Source organism: Streptomyces sp. NPDC048603 (assembly GCF_043199475.1).
Classification (GTDB): domain Bacteria; phylum Actinomycetota; class Actinomycetes; order Streptomycetales; family Streptomycetaceae; genus Streptomyces.
In genome coordinates, this window is sequence record NZ_JBICVY010000001.1 from 352320 (window position 1) to 371084 (window position 18765).

19 protein-coding genes are annotated in these 18765 nt (G+C 66.7%); all 19 read right to left on the reverse strand.

What is annotated here, in order from left to right:
• Nucleotides 1-56: 56 nt before the first annotated feature.
• The 19 genes from ACGFQ9_RS01755 to ACGFQ9_RS01845 all read right to left on the reverse strand — a co-directional run bounded on the left by ACGFQ9_RS01755 (nt 57) and on the right by ACGFQ9_RS01845 (nt 18723).
• Nucleotides 57-293: a hypothetical protein gene (locus ACGFQ9_RS01755; RefSeq protein ID WP_393570093.1), complete on the reverse strand. Its 237-nt coding sequence runs from the start codon at nt 291-293 to the stop codon at nt 57-59.
• A complete protein-coding gene (locus ACGFQ9_RS01760) occupies nt 290-622 on the reverse strand; it encodes a hypothetical protein (RefSeq protein ID WP_393570095.1) in 333 nt (110 codons plus the stop codon). The genes ACGFQ9_RS01755 and ACGFQ9_RS01760 overlap by 4 nt, the downstream gene beginning before the upstream one ends.
• Complete coding sequence (locus tag ACGFQ9_RS01765; RefSeq protein WP_393570097.1) at nt 619-1425, reverse strand: hypothetical protein; 807 nt, start codon at nt 1423-1425, stop codon at nt 619-621. Before ACGFQ9_RS01765 ends, ACGFQ9_RS01760 begins: the two co-directional genes overlap by 4 nt.
• 266 nt (nt 1426-1691) lie before the next feature.
• Nucleotides 1692-2417 (reverse strand): hypothetical protein, encoded by a 726-nt coding sequence (locus ACGFQ9_RS01770; RefSeq protein ID WP_393570099.1) that lies wholly within the window; start codon nt 2415-2417, stop codon nt 1692-1694.
• Between the two features lie 123 nt (nt 2418-2540).
• Complete coding sequence (locus tag ACGFQ9_RS01775) at nt 2541-3161, reverse strand: hypothetical protein (protein WP_393570101.1); 621 nt, start codon at nt 3159-3161, stop codon at nt 2541-2543.
• Nucleotides 3162-3397: 236 nt separating this feature from the next.
• Entirely contained in the window at nt 3398-4030 is a 633-nt protein-coding gene (locus ACGFQ9_RS01780) for an HNH endonuclease (RefSeq protein WP_393570103.1), read from the reverse strand.
• 58 nt (nt 4031-4088) lie between these two features.
• A complete protein-coding gene (locus ACGFQ9_RS01785) occupies nt 4089-4343 on the reverse strand; it encodes a hypothetical protein (RefSeq protein ID WP_393570105.1) in 255 nt (84 codons plus the stop codon).
• A gap of 10 nt (nt 4344-4353) precedes the next feature.
• A complete protein-coding gene (locus ACGFQ9_RS01790; protein ID WP_393570107.1) occupies nt 4354-4950 on the reverse strand; it encodes a hypothetical protein in 597 nt (198 codons plus the stop codon).
• An 82-nt stretch (nt 4951-5032) separates the two neighbouring features.
• Nucleotides 5033-6994, reverse strand: coding sequence for an SGNH/GDSL hydrolase family protein (locus ACGFQ9_RS01795; RefSeq protein WP_393570108.1), 1962 nt, complete (start codon nt 6992-6994; stop codon nt 5033-5035).
• A complete protein-coding gene (locus ACGFQ9_RS01800) occupies nt 6994-7347 on the reverse strand; it encodes a hypothetical protein (RefSeq protein WP_393570110.1) in 354 nt (117 codons plus the stop codon). Before ACGFQ9_RS01800 ends, ACGFQ9_RS01795 begins: the two co-directional genes overlap by 1 nt.
• Entirely contained in the window at nt 7347-8249 is a 903-nt protein-coding gene (locus tag ACGFQ9_RS01805) for a peptidoglycan-binding protein LysM (RefSeq protein ID WP_393570112.1), read from the reverse strand. Before ACGFQ9_RS01805 ends, ACGFQ9_RS01800 begins: the two co-directional genes overlap by 1 nt.
• 69 nt (nt 8250-8318) lie before the next feature.
• Nucleotides 8319-8897: a hypothetical protein gene (locus tag ACGFQ9_RS01810; protein ID WP_393570114.1), complete on the reverse strand. Its 579-nt coding sequence runs from the start codon at nt 8895-8897 to the stop codon at nt 8319-8321.
• 273 nt (nt 8898-9170) lie between these two features.
• Nucleotides 9171-10274 (reverse strand): DUF5047 domain-containing protein, encoded by a 1104-nt coding sequence (locus tag ACGFQ9_RS01815; RefSeq protein WP_393570116.1) that lies wholly within the window; start codon nt 10272-10274, stop codon nt 9171-9173.
• Nucleotides 10274-12484: a hypothetical protein gene (locus ACGFQ9_RS01820; RefSeq protein WP_393570117.1), complete on the reverse strand. Its 2211-nt coding sequence runs from the start codon at nt 12482-12484 to the stop codon at nt 10274-10276. Before ACGFQ9_RS01820 ends, ACGFQ9_RS01815 begins: the two co-directional genes overlap by 1 nt.
• Nucleotides 12481-12639, reverse strand: a complete 159-nt coding sequence (locus ACGFQ9_RS01825) for a hypothetical protein (protein WP_393570118.1) — start codon at nt 12637-12639, stop codon at nt 12481-12483. Before ACGFQ9_RS01825 ends, ACGFQ9_RS01820 begins: the two co-directional genes overlap by 4 nt.
• Nucleotides 12639-17318: a peptidoglycan DD-metalloendopeptidase family protein gene (locus tag ACGFQ9_RS01830; protein ID WP_393570120.1), complete on the reverse strand. Its 4680-nt coding sequence runs from the start codon at nt 17316-17318 to the stop codon at nt 12639-12641. The genes ACGFQ9_RS01825 and ACGFQ9_RS01830 overlap by 1 nt, the downstream gene beginning before the upstream one ends.
• Nucleotides 17318-17647 (reverse strand): hypothetical protein, encoded by a 330-nt coding sequence (locus ACGFQ9_RS01835; RefSeq protein ID WP_393570121.1) that lies wholly within the window; start codon nt 17645-17647, stop codon nt 17318-17320. The genes ACGFQ9_RS01830 and ACGFQ9_RS01835 overlap by 1 nt, the downstream gene beginning before the upstream one ends.
• Before the next feature lie 74 nt (nt 17648-17721).
• Entirely contained in the window at nt 17722-18042 is a 321-nt protein-coding gene (locus ACGFQ9_RS01840; RefSeq protein ID WP_393570123.1) for a hypothetical protein, read from the reverse strand.
• A gap of 93 nt (nt 18043-18135) precedes the next feature.
• On the reverse strand, nt 18136-18723 hold the full coding sequence (locus tag ACGFQ9_RS01845) for a phage tail protein (RefSeq protein ID WP_393570125.1): 588 nt from the start codon (nt 18721-18723) through the stop codon (nt 18136-18138).
• Between the last annotated feature and the right edge of the window lie 42 nt (nt 18724-18765).

An 18765-nucleotide genomic window follows, 5' to 3' on the forward strand; every position in this document is an offset into this window, starting at 1 on the left:
CAAGCGTGCGAGAGGGGCGCCCGGATGGACGCCCCTCATTACGTGTGCGGTGTGCGCTACTCGGGCCGGCGGAACTTCTCGGCGACGTGCACCGTGAAGAGCACACTCAGCATCAGGACGAGTGCCGCGCCGTAGCCGATGGCCGGTACGACGGGGAACGTCGCATGCAGCGCGCCCATGAGGAGCATCAGGATCCACGCGTCGGCAGGCAGGAACACCATGTTCGCCCCGAGCGCCGCGAGGGACGCCGCCGCGCGGCGCTTCTGTGCTTCCTCCGCGGTTTCGACGATCATTCGCCCTCCCCCATCAGGAATCGTGCGAACCGGTCGACGGCCGCGACCTTGTCCGACAGCGTGACTCCGTCCTGGTATCCGCGCGCGTTGGTGCTCATGGCTTCGACGTGATCCCGGGCCGCCTTCAGGGCGTCGGCACGGGACATCAGGGCAACATCCACGGGCCGCACTGCCATCAGTTCACGGAGGTTCTGGAGTCCCTCCTTCGCGGCCTCCACATCGCCGACGAGCAACCGCAGCACGTCGAACACGTCGTTCGGGATCTCTCCGTCGCCCTCGTACACCACGTACCGCTGCGCGTTGTGGAGGGCATCCGTCAGGTTCGTCACGCCGCCCTCCGCTGCGTCCCCGTGATCAGCTCCCCGCCGGAGAGAACCGGACGCTTGCCAATCACCCGCTTCTTTACCTCCCGCTCCCACTCGAAGGTGTGCCGCAGCGACTTGAAGTGGTTGAAGACTTCCGCGCCGCACTCGACCTTCACGAGCTGCCACCCCTCCGCGCGAACGTGGAGGACGGCGCCGCCGGACCACTCCGGCATGGGCACCGACTCGCCCGTCTCGGCGAGGATGATGCGGTCGGCGTAGCGGTAGGCGGAGAGCTGAAGGGCAACGCTCTCGTACACCGACTTGGACGTCTTCCAGTCGAGCCCGACGACCTCGCCGTCAATCTCCGCCACGGCGTCGAACGAGCCGGCGTAGCCGTGGGTGTCGGACCACACCGTCTCTTCGAGGTAGAGGAACCGTGGCTGTGCCTGCTCCAGAAACTCCCGGAACCACCGTACGTAGGGGCGCAGATCTACGTGGACGTGACGGTCGTTGACCGTCTCACCCCGTGCGAGGCGCTCGAAGATGTCGTGCGCAGCCGAGCCAAGATCCGCCGCCGCCGTGGACTTTCGTCGGTGCGCATTCTTCAGGTAGTCGATCGCGCCCTGAGGGTCGCGCTTGATCAGTTCGCTGACGATGTCCCAGTTCTCGACGGCTGCCTTCGCCGACTCCAGGGCCGCCCAGAACGTGAGGAAGTCCTTCGGCAGCTGCCCCACGACGCTCGTCACGCCGGGGACCTTGATCCGTCCGTCGTCCGGGTCCACGTAGAAGCGGGACCCCCCGCGCTGGATTGTGCTTACGCCTGCCATCCACCCTCCCTGTTTGGTCTCACACCAGGGTTATGGGTGGGTGATCTTGGTTTGTGACGGTCGACTTTCAAGATCTTTTGACGGGCCTCGTCGACCGCCCCCGGGAACGGCGCCGGGTCAAACCGCGGGCCAAAGTGACGAACTAACCCCCTGTTTCACCTTTCCTCTAACGCGTGTAGAGAGAAATGGAAACAGGGGGTTAGTTTGCTACTTTGGCCCCTGGTTTGACCCGGGGGCGTCGAGGACGCGGCCGACGAGGAGCAGCGTCAGCCGGCGGAGGCGCGGCGGATCTTGCGACGGAGCGCCGAGATTGCCGTCTGCATCTCGGCAAGCTGCTCGTCCATCCGGGCGCGCTGCCCGTCGGTCATGGAGCTGATGACGTCGGCGCTGATCTGGCTGATGACGCCGTGGGCACCCTGAGTCAGACGGAGCGTGGTAGCCACCGCGCGGCCGGACGTGTCAGGCTGCTGATCGGGGGCTCCGTCGGCCTCGTCCTGCGCCGTGACAGTCTTCTTTGACGCCTTCGCGGCGGGCTGCGCCGACGTGGCTACGGACGGCACCGTCGTAGCGGCTGCCAGTGCCAACGCGCGCTGCGCTCGGCTTGCCTTCGCGTTGGCCTCCGCCGGGCTGTCAGGGCGGAGCTCGTACGCTGCCAACTCCGCCGGCGTCAGCACGTCCCGGAGAATGTTCCCCACGTGGTAGCGCACGTTCGATTGCATATACGACAGGCTGTCCGGCGGCACATTGGCCTGTGCGTACACGTCCTTCGCCAAGGCCCGATACTCGTGCGACTGCCCGCGCCAGTCGACGCGGCCCTGAGTGTCGGTGCACTGTGCGCGGATTGCGATCAGAACGACGGCGATGTTCCGAAGCATCGTCGTTTCGCGGTTCTTGATGTCCAGATAGCCACGCGCGTACGCGGCTCCGCGTGCAACGAGCTCGTCGACGCCCTCGTTCTCCACGTCCTCCAGCGCCAGGACGGGTGCGGGCATCGGCGCCGGGGCAACCTTCCTCCGGCGGGCGGGGACTGACGAGGCAGGCATGCGTCTACTCCTAATGGACGGGTGGCACCACTGTAGCGCCGGGTAAGGGTGACCTGTCTAGGGCGCCCGGGGTTACGTGAACGATCCTTTACACACTCCGCAAACGATGGGCCCGAGGTTAAGGGTCGACTCGGCGATAGAGAAGGTGCGCGGAGGCTCACATTTACACTGCGCGCTCGTCCTCCCCTGGTTCTTGCGCTTCGGCCCCGTGCGGGTGGGCGGAAGCGAAGAGAGTGCAGCGGGGATGATCTCGTCGAGCAGGGTCACCGACGCTGCGTGTCGCTCTCGGGCCTCGTCGCTGAGGATCTGCCCAACGAATCCACGGTTGGCGTCGCGTGGCGTGCCTTCAGGCCGGGTGAGCCCAACCGTCTCCGCTGCCTTCTCAAAGACGCCGTTGTGGTAGGCCCCGCGACGTGCAGTGTCCTGCTCCCCGCGGATCCAATTCAGCACGTGAGCGGCTTCGTGGAGGAGTGTGGTCAGCACTTCCTCCGGCCCGCCGGCGACAGTCTCGGAGCTGATCGTCAGGTTCTGAAGCCGGTCGTCGATCAGGCTCCAGCGTTCCGGTCCGTGGTCAGCGGGCGGAGGAGTGGGCACTACGGAGATTTGCGCGTCCGGGAGCTCCGGTAGATCAGACCGCAGTGTGGTCCAGATCGACCGGATCGCCCCGGTTAGCGCGGTTGGCGAGGTCGGCATGATCACGAGGGTACGCGTCCCGTCTGTGCGCCCGGCATCCTCCGTGTATACGTACACGGAGCCGGGAGGGACAGGGGACACCGTTCACCCATGTGGCGGACATCTTATCGCGGAGAGTGTGCCGTAAATCACAGATCGTCGATCTTGGGTTGCCACGTCCAAAAGCCCTCCACGCACCTGCCCCGGAAACGCAAAAAAGCCCCCGCTCTCCCTGGGGAAAGCGGGGGCTCGTATTCCTAATTGAAAGGCTCAGTGTCGGCGAGGAGCACCGTCAGGGCGTCGACGCCGCGAGCCTCCAGGGACTCCCGGAGGAACTGCCACGGGTCGCGGTTGGACTTCGACAGGTTGCACGTCTCGCAGGCGGGGACGAGGTTCCAGACCGCGTGAGGGCCCGGGGTGCCGTCCTCGTCGGCCGGCGAGAGCGGGTAGAAGTGATCGACATGGAGCGGGGCAGCGGGGCCGTGGCAAAAGAAGCAGTCGTAGAGGTCGAGGTCTTCCCAGTCGGCGCGGAGGTCGGCCGGGGTGAAGGGTTCGACGGTGGCGGAAGCTTTGCGGGCACGACGTCGACGTGCCCGTTCTGCTGCGCCCCCGGGATTGGTGGCGTGCCATTGCCGGTTATGTTCTGCGGCACGACTGCGGTTGGCGGCATGCCAGCGGCGAGAGTATGCGTTCTCCATGTCCCGGTTCGCCTCATGGTGGCGACGTCGGTCTTCGAGCTTTCGCTCTCGGTTTGCGGTGTACCACTCCCTTTGGCACCGCTTGCACTGAGACTGCTTCCCGTCGCGCTGGTTTCGGCGGTCGGTGCTGAACATCCCCAGCGGCCTTGATTCTTTGCACTTCGTACACGTCTTCTCTGCGATCTCATCCACGGCGCATCTCCTCCTACGCCGAAAGCCCCCTGGCTCCGGAGAACCAGGGGGCTCGGTACTACTCGGCCGGTGTCACTCGGCTCCGCGTTGACTCGCCGACGACGACCGGCAGCACGACGGCGCCTATCGTCGCGGCCGTCTCCGCCCATCCGCTGACGTCCGTCCCCAGATAGAGGCCGGCGGCGAGGATGGCGGAGAGGAGCGCCGCTCGGAGACGGACCGGTTCCTGTCCGGCGTAGATCTGAAGCCAGACGTACGCGCGAAGGGTGGCGTCATTGACGGCCGTCGTAAGGCACGTCCAGTGCTTACGCATTCAGTTCCTCTCAGAAGCTCATGGAACGGTTCTCCTGGCGCCGCGACTCGGCGCGGAGAATCCTGTCTGCGACGAGCCAGGTCTCCCGATGGAGGTCCGCCACGGACCCGTTGTTGATCAGGACGTGGTCCGCATCCTCCGTCCCGAGCGCGCCCTCCGACTCGTGGTCGAGCTCCGGCACGTCGGGGCGGTGGATATAAATCAGGTGGAAGCCGGCGCGCCGCAGGCTCTCCGCCTCGTTCGGGTATCGGACGTCGGTGATCACCGCCGGGCGCCCGGTCGTCCGGTTCACCTCGTCGGTACGCGCCAGACCGGCGCGGAGCCAGATCTCCGGGTCGATGCCCCGGATGGAGGCGCCCAGTTCCTGGAGGATGCGGCGGCCCTCGGGGTACCGGTCCTTGATGCCCTCCCACCCAATGGTTTCGAGGACGTGCGAGACCCGAATGTCCCCGCCAATGTGGCTATACCCGATCACCGGGTCTACCCGCAGCGCCGCCGCTTTGAGCGGGTCCGCAAACGCTACTCGCTCGTAGCCCCGGTTCTCGCAAAGCCAGTGCCCAACGGTGTCCTTGCCTACCCGCGCCCGCCCGATCAGTCCGATGTTCATCCGTCCCTCTCCCCTGCTCGACAACGTCTCACAGGGGTTATGGGTGGGTGATCTTCAGTTGTGACGATCGACTTCAAGATCTTTACAGCGGAAGTACCGGAGCCAGGGCGCGCACCATCCACCGGGCAAGCTCCGCGTGGCCCACGTCCGTCGGGTGCACCCCGTCAGCGCCGATGACCGTCGCCACGTTCGCCGTGGTGACGAATGGATTCTGCGTGCTGACGACGGTCCCCGCCCGGTTTCGGGTCTCGCCGGACACCAGGGAGACGTACGGAAGAGATGCAGCCGCAGCCGCTTCCCGAAGCGTCGTATCCGTGGCGCTGATACTCGCCGCCGGCGTGGCCGTGGGGGCGATCGGGCCGACGACGACGATCTGAGTCTGAGGGAGCGCCGTCTTCGCCGCGGAGTACAGTGCCGCAGCCGCCGACGAGATGACGCTCTGAGTGCCCGACGCGTCGTTGTACCCACCCTTGATGACGAGCATGTCCGGGTTGTACGCCACGATGTCGGCCGCCAGGCGGTCACCGAAGACAGCGGACGTGCTCGCCGTGATGTACCCCGTGCCGCCTCGTCCCTGCTCCCACGCGTCCGTCACGCCCATCATGCGCGCAGCCTTGTAGAGCCACGTGCCCACGCCCATACCCGAGTTCTGCGTCGAGCCGTCCGTGATGGAGTCACCGAGCACCATCAGTCGGCCGCGCGTCGTCACCGGGCGCCACAGGGTGTAGGTGCTGCCGATGTAGATGCCGCCGAAGGGAACGTTGTAGACGTCGAACCGGATCCGTCGAACTGCCGACGAGCCGAGGGCCACCTTCAGCATGTGGCCGGACCCAACCGTCGTCCCTCCGACAAGCTGCGTCGTCGCCGTCACCGGGCGGCCGTCGATGGACAGGCGGTAGGCGGACGTCGTCGCCGACATGTACTTGAACCGGAGCTCGATCTCTGGTGCGTCCGTGACGAACTCGAACGCCCATGAGTTCTGCGGCGTCGCGTAGGTGTGCGGGTAGCGCGACGTCGGGAGCGCGTAGTTCGTGTCCGGGGCGGACGCGCCAATCGCAAAGTCGGTCGCGCCCAGAAACAGGAAGTCGCCGCGCACATCGGAGCCGCTCAGCGTCACCAGCGGAGGAGCATACTTGACCGCCCCTGAGATCGTGCTCGTCGTCGTCTGCGTCGTGGAGATCGTGGGGGCAGAGCCGGAGTAAAGCGGATCTGCGAGCGCCACGTCCGGGATCCCTCCACGCCGGATGGCCCGGGGCGAGAGGGAACTCAGGGTTCCCTCCGCCGTGGTCATTCGTGTCGTCAGGGAGCTCACGCTCGATGCCGTGGCGTACGCAGCGTCAGCCCGAGCAACTTCCGCGGACATGGCGCCGTCTGTGTAGCTTGCGGCTGCGGACGTTGCGGCGGACTGGGCTGCGGCAGCTGACCCAGCCGGGTCCGCGCCAACGTCCGCGGCGTCGAGGACGACGGCACCCGTCAGGCCGTTCACCGACGTGATCAGCCCGCCGCCTCCACCGCCCAGGGAGTGGCCGGACGGCCAGGCGCCGGCCGCCTTCGGGCCGTAGATCGCCCACGCTACGGTGTCGATCCAGAAATCGCCGTTCGCGCCGTCACCCGCGGACGGGGCCGTCGTTCCGGACAGGATCGTCCGGCCATTCGTCCCGGACGGGCCCGCGGGGCCAACCACAGGGATGTAGTTGCCCGCGGAGGGATCGGCCGGCGCGATGTCCGCAAGATTGACCGTCGGCGTGCCCTGCGGGAGCAGGATGGAATAGGTCCGCGACGACACGTTCACGAACTTCTCCGTGACCGTGTACGCCCAATCCGTCGGCTCCGAGTTGGCGTTGTCCGTCGCGATCAGCGTCGCGGTGAACTGGCCGGCGTCGTCGAGCGTGACCGTCACCGCACCTGCCGCGATGACGTCGGCACCGGAGAGGGTCAACAGCGCCGGAGCGCTGATGGTGACCGTGCCCGCGAGGGGCGTTCCGTCCGGGTGGACGTAGCGCCCCGCAAGGGTCACGGTGGCTATGCCGGGTGGCATGGGCATTAGGTGTCACCTCCAGGGGGCGGCTGCCGGCCAATGAGCAAGTGCTCGGCGTCGTGGCCCGCCTGCCATTCACGGATGCGTGCGACGTCCTCGCGGACCCCACCGAGATCCGTGCGCATCGTGTCGACGTCGTTCCGAAGGTCTTCCCGGACCGTGCCGATGTCGCCGCGCAGGTCGTCACGGATGTCGTCGATTCGCTGGTGAACCGACTCCTTCAGGCCGTCGAGCGCCTCGCGAGTTGCCGCACCCTCCGTAGCCACCGCGCCGCGGGTCCGCCGATGGACGAGGAGCACAGGAACCACAGCAGCCGCCACCGTGGCGACGGCTGCGATTAGAGCGAGCAGGATTTCCATCAGGCGCGCACCGTGAATCCGTGCTTCGCGCCGAGCTTCGTCAGCGACGTCTTGCCGGGCCGACCGTCAGCAGCCTGGCCAGGCTCGCGGCCGTGGAACCCACAGCGCTCCTGCCACCCGCTCATGGCGGTCCACGTGAGGGAGCCATACGAGCCGTCGGACGCGTACTGAGCCGAGAGCAGACCTTCCTTGCGGAGCGCCGCCTCCACGATCTTGACGTCAGCCGGGCTCGTCGTCCCGCCCTGCGGAAGCTTCGGGTCTCGGTCCGCCGCTCGCTGAAGGGCTGACAGAGAGACGCTCGGCTTCGTCGGCGTCGGAGGCTTGGGCTCTACGGGAGCGCCGGCCGCCAGGAGCGCGCGGACGTCGATGTTGCCCGGGTCCCAGTGATCATTACCCGGCGCGTTGCAGTGGCCGAAATGCCCGCCCTGCGTCGTCCACACCTTTGCGGACCGGTTCGAGTTGTCGCTGTAGCTCTGCGCCAGGGCGCCCGCCGGCCAGGCGTCGGGGACGCCCCACGAGCGGATTGCGCGTATCAGCGCTCGGAAGTTGGGACCGGGCCTCCAATACTCGGTGAAGGGCTTCGCAGCACGGGCGAGTACCTCAATCTGGATACACGCCGCGCCCGTGCGGTTCGTCCGGATCCCTGTCGCGTTCCGGAGCGCACGCGCGCTCTGGTTCAGCGGACCGTACTGCCCAAGCCTGTCCGTCGTGGGGTCATAGAGGATGTGCGGCTCGGAGGCAACGGCAATGAGGTACGCGCCGACGCTCTTGAACGCAGCGTCCCCCGCCCCGCTCTCCGTGGTGTGCCACACGGCCCGTGGAGGAGCGCCCGGGGTATCCATCGCTCCGCCGATGCTGCCGTCCCCCAGCCGCTCCGCTTCCTTGATCCATATCTCACCCATGGGGCTTCTCCTGTCTCTGGGCATGAAAAAAGCCCCGTCGCTGCGGGGCGTGGTCTTTGTGAAGGCGGGTCAGATAAGCGAGTACCGGACGACGTCGAGGCCAACCCAGTTCGGTGTACCGGCGCCGGCGGACTCGGCGGGAATGATGACGATCACTTCTCCGTCCGGCTGGATCTCGATACGCGCGTATAGGTACGACGCCCATTCGGTCGTTGTGATGAAGAACCGGGGATGTGGCGGGCGCGCAATGGTCGGCATGTTGGCAATGACGAACGGCGCGTTTGTGGGGAGATCAGTATTCCCGGAGTTCTGCACCTGCCCTCGAAGTTCGACGGTCTGATTCACAATGCGGTACGCGGGACTTCCGGCCCTTGCCGTGTAGCCGGACGCATAACTGATCGGGATCCAACCGCTTGGGGTAATCGTCACCCATGCCGTTCCGTCAAAGATCTCTTTGCGTTTTTCCGCCTTGAGAAAGCACTCCATGCCCGCAACGGGAGACGGAATCGTCGCCGCCCGCGCGTTGGCGTCGTCAAACACCATGTTTAGCTTGGGGACGGCGGCGCTGACGAGGTTCCCCATAGCCGACTCGATGTTCGGCGGGTCGCTCAGGTGAGGGTACGGAACGTTCTGATCGAGCTCGTCCACGCCGGGCATTTCTTCTCCTGTGGGTTTCGTATCAAGATGCGGTGGCCCCAACGACGAGCCAATTTCCGTCAGCGTTGACGGTTACCATGACGTGGTCTCCGACAGTGGGCGTGTAGTGCTTCAGCCGGCGGACCCTGAGAGCGGGCCCTGTCGCCGTGCTGATATCCACCGTGCCGCCCGTGTTGACCACGTCGACGGTCGCCAGGAACCACGCGGACCCGCGCTGTACAACGGCGTCCGCTGCGGCGCGCTGCACCGCGTCTACCAGGCGTGTCACTCCTCTTCCTTCCCCCCGCGCAGGGTGATGGAGGACGAACCGGCTGCTGTCAGCGGGATCGTCAGCGACTGGAGGATGAACAGGTTCCGACGTCCCGCGTAGCGCAGACGGATACAATCTCCGGGCTCCAGAGCCGGATTAGGTGCTGCAGCTATCGCCGTCTGCACATTCGGCGCCGTAGCGTCGAAGAGCATGGAATCTGCTGCTGCCTCGCATGCGCCCACTGACGTGAGGAGTGCCGACGAGTAGAATCTCGGCACTCGACCGAACGGGCCGCCCCACCTCGTCGGACTGGCAGGGTCATCGTCGTACGAAATAGCGCTTACCGGCGGCGTGTCCGACGCGGTGTTCTCGCCCGACGCCACAACGGCGTTGTAAACGGCCGTTCTTGAGAGCGTTCGGGCCGCGGACATGAGCGTTCCGCCCTCCCCCTCCGCAATGTCCCAAACAACCGCTGAAGTGAGAGGAGTAGGAACATCGGCAACAACGAATCGGTTCGTCGCATCGCAATAGATTTCCGCGTTCATCGCGCGGGCAACTTGCGCAACGGCGTCCCAACGGTCACCCTGCGAATTCCAGTCCGCGACAGCACAGGCCGGGTTGCGGTTATCGTGCGTGGCGTTCACGATAACAGCATCCGGAAGCGTCTCGCGGATCAGAAACTCGATTGCGTTCATGCACGTTGAATGCCCGCGCGTCGACGTCGGCTGAAGGAACCGGTCGTCCTGAATTGAGACCTCAGCGCTCTTGCCAGTCAGCGTGATCGGACCCATGTGAACGTCCGCTGCCGGCTCGTCGATTCGGAAGGTCCCGAGGGTGACCCATTCCGTCCCGCCGTTCAGGGCGATTCCCCGCTTCACGACGAGCTCTTGCCCGTAGACAGCAAGCGGGTCCGAAGGGTCCCATGGCAATAGCTTCAGGTCGGGCACCGTAAGGGACAGGCTCCGGCGCACTTTCGACCCGCGGTCGAGGGTGACGGATCCGTCGGTGACCGGGATGTCCGGACGGATGAGCGCGCCGTCGTAGTACGCGTCCACCCGGACAGCCATCCGGTGCGACGTCGTCAACGCCTTGCGGAAGTTGGCTGTCGTCGTCTGCATCAGCCTGCCTCCCCCGAGAGCACTCCGAGCCAGGACCCATAGGTCGTGAGGATCTCCAGCCAGTCACCGCCCTCCGTCTCGACCGTCGCCCATGTGCGGGCGGCGGAGCCGACGAGACCGCCGATCGGCCGGTCAACCTCCGTCAGCGGGATGGACCATGCGCGGTCGCTGTAGTCGGCCCACTGGACGATGTGAGACTCCGTGACGTCGCCGACTTGGACGTACACGTCGCGCTCAGACCACGCGTCGGGCCACTGGACTAGCAGCGTCCCGCCGGTCTCCAGCAGCCACCACAGACGGTCTACCTCGTCACGAGTGGCCGTGACGACAGTCATCGTCCCCTCGCGGCTCGTCCGGATATCGGAAATCACGATGGGAGTCGTCCGGCCGGTGACCCTGTGGACTCCCTGTCGCGCGCTCCTCGTCCAATCCGGCATGGTCTGCACAACAAGCGTGCACGCGCGGGCGGGCTGAACCGGATCCTTGACTACGATCTCCGTCGATCGTGGAGCCGGGAGGGTGACGGGACGTGAGTTGGCCCGGAGGTACGCCGACCCCGTGAAAGCGCGGACGAGGTACCGCACGGGCACACCTAGCGGGGCCTCGTAGTCCTGCGCGACCGCCAGGTCCCCCGTGATCGGGACCGCCGTCATGTCGCCGGTCTCTCCGCGGACAGCCGTCATGGCGCCGTCGTCACGCAGGCGCCAGAGCCCATAGTGAGTGTGGCCTCCGGTAGTCAGGCCCTGGAGGTCGATCTCTGCGCCGTACGCGCCGGGGATCACGTCGGCGACGACGCCGAGCCCGCCGGGGGTGACGGCCATTTCGTCGAGGTAGTACGTCGACGAGCCCGGAGTAAGGATGCGGAAGCCAACCCGGAGCGACGCTGCACCGTCCGGCGCCACGTCGGACCCGACGAGGGCATACCACCCGGCGTCCGCCGCCGTGGTCCAGCGGTACGTACCCGTGTCGATCTCTACGCCGTCGCTCGTGTACCACGTGAACAGGACGTCAATCAGCAGCTCACCCGCGAGGGCTCCGTGATAGAGGTACGTCGACCCGCGGTAGGCGTGGCGCGGCGTGACCGGCACGGGCGTTGCGAGGCGGACCGTAGCGTCGGGGCCCGTCGTCGTCACCGCCAGAGAGGCAACTCCCTGGATTCGCTCTGCGACGCTGCGGGCAATGGTGCAGCCGGTCGCGGTCCACGATGACACACCGACTTCGGATGACTGGGCGGCGTAGCCCAACAGCGAGTCTGCGATGACCGGCGCCGGGAGTAGGGCAAGCATGTCCCACAACCAGACGTGGCCGGCTCCGGTGGCTGTGGGGGCCAGGCTAAGTTTTGCCTGCGTTGCCCCGACGGGCGGTTTCCCGACAACCGTCATCCTCGTCCACCCGGTCGTGGGGACCGAGGGCCAGTGCTGCACAGCACTCGACAGGTAGCCGTCCGCCGCGTCGTACCAACGGATCTCAATGTCGACGTCCGATGACGTCGCCGGCTTCACCATGGCGTGCGCCACGTACTCCGTTGAGTTGCTCACCGACACGAAGGCACTCCGCGTGACCCTGGACAGCCCGGACGCAGCGGCCGTCTGGCGGAGGCTGTACCAACCCTCAAATGCGTCCGGCTGCACGCGGTCGACGCTCGCGTTCGTGATCGTTGCCCAGCCGAGTGCATCCGCCTCCAACGAAGAGACGTTGTACGAGTACAGATTGCCCGGGACCGCGTTCGGCAGGCCGAGCGTCATGACGTCCGCCACGGCCACGGCGCCGGCCGAGAGGCCAGTCACCGTGACCGTCAGAGCCGCGTAGGCGGCGCCGGCCGGAGCAACGCCGATCACCTGCGGCGGCGGGGTGTTCCACGCCGTGGAGTTGGCCAGCGTCGTGGCGTCGCCGGTCGTCGACGAGATCGGGGATCCGCCCACGGATCCGGCGTACCACGAGATCGTCACGGAGGACGTCCGGCCGGAGGCAGCAACGACGTTCGCGAAGAACGCGTACGCCTGATACCGCTCCCCCGCTACGACCGGAACACGGGTTGCGGTCGTAGCGGAGACGGTCCCGGAAGCAGTCGCTGTCATCCCCAGCGAGCGCGAACCCTGGTAGAACCGGGTGGAGTGCGACAACGTGGTGTTGCTGCCTGCAGTCCACCCGGACGTGTTGGTTTCGACGCCGCTGGTGTTCGCGCTGAGCAGGTTCGAGGGAACGCTCATCCGCCGTCCCCTCCCTGCTCACCCCGGGCCGGCTCGGCCGCAGAGTTGGGCGGAGGCTCGACAACCGGCGCCGTGTAGACCGGGATCTCCGGCGCCGGCTCGTCGATGGGCGGCGCTTCCGTGCCCGGCTCGTCCGGGGTGGGCTCGTCGGGCATCAGAACCGCCTTCCTGTGTAGAGCTGATCAGCTGCGCGTGCCTCGCGCTGCGTGATACGTACGTCGACGATGTCCGTGATCTCCCGGTCACCGACGTAGACATGCACGTCGGCGTAGAGCTGAGTCGGGCCCGTCTGTCCGCCGCCCGTCATCGTCGACATCTGCCGCGCGAGCGACGCGGAGTCCGTGGCGCTGTAGACCTGCGTCGGGGAGAGGAAGCGCACGAGCTCTGGTCCGTGCTCGCCGACCCACGCGAGTTCGCCGATGCCTGGCAGTCCGCCGGAGGCGTAGCCACCGGGTCGGTCGTAGGCGCGTGGCAGGGAGCCGTAACGCGAGAGTGCGTAGCGCATCGAGCTGTAGATGTTCGCGATCGGGTCGACGCTGACGCCGTGGAGGAACGGACCAACGCGCCGCATGGCGCCGGCGTACGCCTCGAACGTCGGCCGGATCACCTGCATGAGACCCGTGCTCGGAGTGCCGTTCCGGGCGTTCACATCCCAGAGGTTCACCGCTCGCGGATCTCCGCCGGATTCCTGCATCATCCGTCGGAGCGTGGTGTTCGCCATGCTCTCCGGCTGACCGACCATGCTCAGCGCACGGAGGACGGCCGGACGCCACCGGGCCACGCCGGATCCACCGTCCCCTCCCCCACTCGCGGCGAGGTAGGTCATCGGGTCGACAGGGCGGCCGTTGACGCGCGCTTCAAGGTGAAGATGCGGGCCGGTCACGTTGCCCGTCGCGCCCACACGGCCGATGTTCTGGCCCTGGCGGACGGTGTCGCCAACCTTCGTCACGATCTCCGACAGGTGTGCATACAGCGACTGAATGCCGCCACCGTGATTGATCATGACGTGGTTTCCGTACGGGCCTCCGCCCGTCGCCATGGACACCTTGCCGCCTGCGACAGCGCGGACGAGGGTGCCGACAGCCGCCGGGAAGTCGAGACCGGTATGGCGGCCCGACGACCACATGCCGCCAGCCTGCCCGAACGGGGTACCCATCTTGGCGTCGACGGGCATCCCCCACGCTCCGCCTCCGCCGCTGAAGGAGAACCACTCCAGGGCCTTGGCCTTGAGTCCGGCGAGCATCTTCATCGGCATCTTGCCGACGGCCTGCGCGAACGGGTTCTGTGCGAGGGACTTCAGCTTGTCCCGGACGCCGCCGGTCAGCTCGTCGAAGAGCGCGGCAGGGTCCGTCAGTGCGTCCCATCCGCCCTTCAGGACGTCGCCGACCTTGGAGGCTCCGCCCTTGATCCAATCGACGACGCCGCCGTCCTTGAACGCCGGCGTGCCCGCGGAGATCGCGCGCTGAACGCCGCCGACACCGCCGGAGCGGGCGGCAGCGTTCCACGAGTTGATCCGGTCCGCGCCGACAGCCCGCGTCCACTCCGGCCGCATGATGGCCTCGCCACCGCCGACGGCGATCAGACGGTCATCTCGTCCCGGGGAGTAGCCGGACATGATGCCGCCTGTGTGGAATCCCTTGAACTCGTCGAGGGTTCCGACTCCGGTGATCTTCGCAACGGCGTTCCAGACGGGAACGATGCCCTTGTTGTAAACGATCTTCGCAATGAACTCGACAGGCGCCTTCGCGATGCCTGAGATCTGATCCCACGCTCGCTTGATGTTGTCTTTCTGGGAGTGGAATGCGTCGCCGAGCATGTCGAGCAGGGAGCGCAGGTTGTCTATCTGCGGCTTGACTCCCTTTTCGTACAGCCACTTCGCCTTGTCCCCGATTTCCTGGAATGCGGGACGAATCCATTGCTCCCACACCTGGCGAGCCACAGAGCCGAGTAGGCTGAACTTCGCCTGAATTTCGCGAAAGGCGGGCTTAATGGCGACGTCCCACAGCCACATGGCGAGATCGCCGATGGCGCGGAACGCAGGCCCAAGAGCCTTATCCCAGAGCCACAGCCCGATTTCGCCGACCATGCGAAACGCCAGGTAGAGCGGCAGGAGCAGGATCGTCCAAAGGACGGTCCACATGAAGCGACCCGCTTCCCATATGAACTTGAAGGCGGGGGCAATGGCCTTTTCCCAGAGCCAGACGGCAATGTCTCCAAGCCCCTTTATCGCCCACCACAGGGCGGCGAATACAGGCTTCAGGACATAATCCCAGAGGAAGAGCGACGCCGCCTTGATTCCGTTCCACGCCACGTCCACAGCGTCACGGAACCATCCGACATTCTTGTACGCCCAGACGATGCCGGCTGCTAGTGCGGCGACGGCAGCGACAATAGCAATGATCAACGGAACGATACCCGTCGCCCAAAGAGCAGAAGCCCATGCCCACGTTGCCGTGGCTGCGCCTCCAGTGACAAGCGCGTAAATGCCCATAGCGGCTTCGTAAGCGAACATTCCGAGGGCTATTGCCTTTTGCGCAAAGTACAGACCCCAGATGACTTGAATCACCCCGGGTGCATTCGTCGCGAGCCAGCTCAGCCCTTCAATCACAGGAGTGAGCACGGCGAACATGATCTGCGAGAGCGGCGCGAGTGCCTGCCCGACGTCGACCGCAGCCGTCAGCAAGTCGCCCAGGAACGCCCCCAGTCCCGGCGCCGTGTCCTTCACATAGGCGAGGAACCGCTCAAAGTCCGGGCTGCCCCGCAGGCTCGTCCCCCACTCCGCGAAGCGCTCAGTGATCGAGTCCGACCGGGAGACGATGCCGTCGAGATGCGGGAGGAAGGCGTCGACGATGCCGGCCGCACCCTTGAAGACGTTGCCGATGGCCACGCCGAGACCGACGATCGCCGGCTCCGCGCCGTCCCGGACCCCGGCCTTGAACCGGTCCCAGAACGGGGACTTGAGCTCTGTGGACGCCTTGTCCATCAGCGTCTGAATACCGCGGGACGCTGCGATCACGAGATCGGAGAGACCCGGGAGTGACGCCTTCGCGGCGTCGACGGCACGGGTGAAGATCGGAAGGGTGTGAGGCTGAAGACTCTTCTGCCACTCGTCGTACGCTGCCTTCAGGCCCTGTGGGCCGGCTATCGAGTCGTAGAGCGCGCGCTGAGTCGGGGACAGCTTCCGGAGCGCGGCCTCGTGCTCCTGCGCCTTCGTCGTCGCCGTTTCCGTCGACTTCGAGGCGTTCAGCCGGGCGGACGCGACGCCGCGTTCGGCGGACTCGATCGCCTCCGCGGCTGCTGTCTGCGCGGCAGCTACGTTCTCCACGGCGTCCGCTACGCGCCGCTGAGCGTCGGCGACGGACTGAGCCGCGTCGGCCTGTGCCCGCGCGGACGCGCGCTGTGCATCGGCCAGGGCCTTCGTCTGGTCGCGGACGGCGCGCTGAGCGTCGCCCACGCGCTCCGTGGCGGAGCGGACGGCCTCGTTGCCTTCCACGCCGGCGTCAGCCTGTTTCTTTGCCTCCGCCTGAAGGTCGGCATAATCGCGCTTCTGCTGAGCGGCAGATTGGACGGCTTGGTCATACCGGAGCTGCGCCTCGTCGCGTTCGAGCTGAGTTGCCTTCGCGCCCTTGGCCCGCACGGCCTGAAGCTCTTCCTCGGCACGACGCACGCGGAGAGCCGCCTCGCGCTCGTCGAGGGCGCCCTCCGTGAGCCGGTCATTCAGGTCACGGAGCTGACGGGCTGCTTCGGCCCGTGCGTCGGTTAGATCCTGCTCGGCCCGCTGTGCCGCGCGCTGCGCGTCGGCGAGGGACTCCTCCGCACGCTCGACGGCTTCCGCAGCCTGGCGCCGCTGATCTGCCGCACGCTGCGAAGCCTGAGCGGCGGCGCGTTCGGCGTCCTCCACCTGACGGTTCGCGGCCGCGATCGAGCGGGCGCCGTTGCGGTGCGCTGCCGCAAGTGAGTCTTGGGCGCTGGCCACCTGAAGAGCCCGTTGTGCCGCCTGAACACCCGCGTTAGCCCCGGAGGTCGTGGCGCGCGTGCTGTCCTCCTGCGCTGCCTTCTGCGTCTTCAGCGCCTCCGAGACACCCTTGATCGCGGGGACAGAGGCCAAACCGAACGCGCCGAGAGCGCCGCCGGCGGCCGTTGCCATGGTGACTACGGCGCCGAGACCGGCAGCCAGAGCGGGGCCGACGGGGATTGCGGCGATAGCAAGTACCTGAGCGGAGAGGCTGAAGAGCGCCGACCGCGCGGCGGCCGTGTCCACGTCGACGTTGATCGTCGGGTCCGTGGCGTCAACCGCCCGTATCTCCGCGGCGATTTCCGCCAGGGCTGCGCGGGCGGTGGCGGTGTCGGCGCGAACGGACACGTCGGCGTGCGAGGCACCGAGCCGCTGAAGCTCTGCGTCGAGCCGGCGAATCTCCGCGGCTGCCGCCTCCGTCGAGACATCGATGCCGATCCGGCGGCTGCTGAGCTGCTCCAGGCGGGCACGGATACGGGCAAGCTGCGCGTCCACCCCGGTGTCAGAAAGGCGGACGTCGAGCCGGGGCATTGCGCGGAACGCGACTTCGAGCCGGCGCCGGAGCGACCGGGCGAATGCACCGCCCGTGTCGTCGCCCTGCCGCCCGGCGGCCCGGGATGCTGCCTGTCCGCCCTGCTGCACTGCCTGAGGGATGGCAACGCGGATGCTGTTGGCGATCGCGTCGCCCATCCGTTCCCCCGCTTCGCGGCCCACGCGGTCAGCGATTGGAAGCACCATTGCCCGGAGGCGGTTGTGGAAATTGGGGACGATCGGCACGACGTCGACGGCCGCGCCGCCGACAATGTCCAGATCCGCCATTATGCCTCCATCGGCTGTTCTCTCAGCCGCGGGTCGAGGGCGCGGCGCATCTCATCCGTCATCCCTCCGCCCGTCCGCTGTGCGGATGTTGGGGGCACCCCTGGACGGGGTGTCGGGTGGAACTCCGGCGGCTTTCCGCCGGCCGCTGCAATAGCGACGTACCGGCTCAACATCAGCTCGTCCCGGATGGCGGCGAGCATCATCTCTGTGGCGCTCCACTGGCCGAGATCCGGCCGGTACTCGCCGTGCGCTGCCACTTCGTCGGCCCCAACAGCGTTGCGGATCTCCGTCTTCGTGGCCGACTCCGGGGGCAAGTGCTCGACGAGCACGCGCAGGCGCCGGAGGGAAAGCCGCCCACGATAGACGTCAAGTAGGTCTATCCCTCGCCAGGCGAGGTCAGCCTCTAGCGCTTCCGCGTGCGAGTCGAGGACGGCGAGGGTCGACCAGACTTTCCCGGTGCCTCTCCCACGGATTCCATGGCGGCCGTTGTGAACGTGTTGATCTCCTCGAACGTCGCATCGAGCTCGACGAACGTCTCCACGTCGTCCGCGTGCAGAACGCCGGCCGCCCACGTGTCGTAGTCCGCCTCTCGCAGAGCTCGGAGGTAGGACGGGCGCCATGCGGTGATCGGCTTGATCCGCAGCTCGACGCCGCAGAGTTCGGCTGTGCCGTACGCCTCCGACGCCTCGTTCTCCTGGGCCTGAGCGGGGGTGGTAGCAGACATGCGCGGGTCTCCTAAGTCGTTGTGGGCGCGGGTCAACAGTGCGAGTGAGCGGGGCCCGGACCCGCGCAGATACGGGCCCCGCTGGAACGAGGGTTACGCGGGGAAGAACGCGGTAACGTCCACGCCGCCATATTTGATGAAGCGCTTCACGGCTGCCGCGTTCGAGGCGCCCTTGAAGAACTTGAAGGTCATCTGAACCGGCATGACGTCGGTCGTCTGCGGCTGCTCGTCGCCGCGTTCCGTGACCTTGCCGTTCGGCATGTAGAAGCGCATGCGCTTGTTGCCGTCCATCGTGTCGAAGATGAAGGCGTACCGAAGGTCGCTCGGCTTGTCCGGGAGGTCGTACGAGGCGACATCGGTCGTCGGCTCCAGGCCGGCAACAGCCACGTTGTCGTACAGCGCCCGGACGAGCGGATTCAGCCCCTCCAGGAACGTGACCTGAACGGACTTCGTGGACTTCGTCATGAGCGTGCGGATCGGCTCCAGAGAGCCCGCCGCCTCGATGTCCTTCGTCTCCTCTTCGAGCTTGAAGAGACCGCCCTCAGTCGTCACCCAACCGAGATTCGTCCACCCCGTAGCAGGGTCGGCGAACGCCGCCGGAGCCGCCGTGTTCGCAGCTGCGGCGTACACGAGATAGTCAGTTGCGCCGAACGTCAGATCGGCATTGCGGGTATCCGCCATGAGCCCTCCAGGGCATGCGAAAGACCCGAATGCCGACGGCAA